Source organism: Xenorhabdus sp. NBAII XenSa04 (assembly GCF_963866145.1).
In the GTDB taxonomy this organism is placed as follows: Bacteria; Pseudomonadota; Gammaproteobacteria; order Enterobacterales; family Enterobacteriaceae; genus Xenorhabdus; species Xenorhabdus indica.
Map to the genome: position 1 here is coordinate 1 of NZ_CAWMEB010000150.1, position 1,979 is coordinate 1,979.

The following is a 1,979-nucleotide window of genomic DNA, read 5'->3' on the forward strand; positions in this document are numbered from 1 at the left end:
CGCGCCAGTACCACGGCTTCACGTACCCCGTGACATTGCATCAATCTGGTTTCGATTTCTCCCGGTTCAATACGGAAGCCGCGCAATTTAACCTGAAAATCATTGCGGCCCAGATATTCAAGATTGCCGTCAGGTAACCAACGGCCGAGGTCGCCAGTTTTGTACATACGGGCGCTTGGCAATGCGGAGAAGGGATCAGGCAGGAAACGTTCGGCCGTCAGTTCAGGACGGTTGAGATAACCACGGGCAACACCCGCACCGGCAATATGGATTTCCCCCGTCACACCAAGCGGCACCGGCTGACCATATGGGTCAAGGATATAAATCTGGGTATTGGCGATTGGGCGGCCGATATGGCCGACAAAACCGGCTGCCCGGTTCATGCGTGCCCAGGTTGAATAAGTCGTTGTCTCAGAAGGGCCGTATAAATTACACACATTCTGCACAGAAGCGCGGGCAAACAGATGTTCAATGACATGGGGTTTTAGTGCTTCACCGGCTAAATTGATGGTTTTGGCGGTCATGGGAACCGCATTCGCTTCAATTAACTGTGTAATGGCAGAAGGTACGGTGTTGATCAAACTGACAGGCTGCTCCGTTGTGACCAGCGACAACACATTGGGGACAAGATGAACTGTCCCTCCCGAAATAAGCGGGGCAAAACATTCATATACGGCCAGATCAAAATTCAGCGAAGTGGCAAAAAGGGTATGCGCCAGTTCTTCCAAACAAAAAGTCCGCTGTGCCCAGGTCAGGAAATTCACTGCATTGCGGTGAGTGATCGCCACACCTTTTGGCCGACCGGTAGAGCCGGATGTGTAGATCACATAGGCCAGATGGTGTGATGTCAGCCTTAACCCTTGTGCCTCTGGATTGTGGGTGGGTTGTGACGTCAGGGAAATGTCCGGGGCATCAAGCACCACCGTGGTAGCTGGAGTATTCAGTTTTTCGGCCAGTGTTGTCTGGGTCAGTAGAGCCACCGGTGCCGCATCTGCCAGCATATAAGCCAGCCGCTCAGCAGGATAAGCCGGATCGAGCGGCACATAAGCACCACCGGCTTTCAGGATGGCAAGCAGGCCAACCACCATCTCCAGATTACGCTCAACACAAATCGCCACCCGGTCATCAGGTTGTACTCCCAACGTAATCAAATAATGGGCCAGACGGTTGGCTCGGTTGTTCAGTTCTTCGTAACTGAGCGCTTGATCTCCACATGCTTGATCTCCACATACTACAGCCGTTGCACCGGGAGTGCGGGCAACTTGGGTTTCAATCAGTTGGTGAATCAAGGCATCTTGTGGAAAATCTGCCTGGGTGGCGTTGAAGTCTACCAGCAATTGTTGCCGTTCTGATCCCGGCAACATTGACAGAGTGGCAATGGGTTGTGTCGCATCGGCGACCATTGCTGCCAGTACCTGCCGTAAATAACCGGCTATACGTTCAACGGTTGCAGAATCGAACAGATCGGTGGCGTATTCCAAATCTCCAACCAGACCGGTATCGGTTTCGGTCAACGATAACATTAAGTCAAAATGAGCTGTATTTCGTTGGTGTTCAAGCCGTGTGATCTGCAAATCAGGGAGAGTTAATTTCTGGGGCGGCGTATTATTTAAGGCCAGCATTACCTGAAAAATGGGACTGTAACTGAGACTGCGCTCAGGTTGCAGCGCTTCTACTACTTGCTCGAAGGGCAGATCCTGATGAGCATAGGCCGCCAGTGATCGTTCACGAACCTGTGCAAGCAGATCAGCTATGGTAGCACTATTGCCTGGTGTCACACGCAACGCCAGTGTATTCACAAAAAAGCCAATTAAGCCTTCCAGTTCAGGAAGTGAGCGATTAGCGACTGGTGTACCGATAACAATATCATCCTGACCACTCAACCGGGAGAGGACAATACTCCAGGCTGCCAGGAGGGTCATAAATAAGGTGGTGTTATGGTGTTGTCCCAGTTGCTTGAGCGATGCCAGCAAAGCAGC

The 1,979-nt window shown here is 51.7% G+C and carries 1 protein-coding gene; it reads right to left on the bottom strand.

Annotated features, from left to right (window positions below):
• Window positions 1-1,979 (bottom strand): non-ribosomal peptide synthetase (locus AAC147_RS06970; RefSeq protein ID WP_047686097.1); only part of this gene is annotated, 1,979 nt, incomplete at both ends.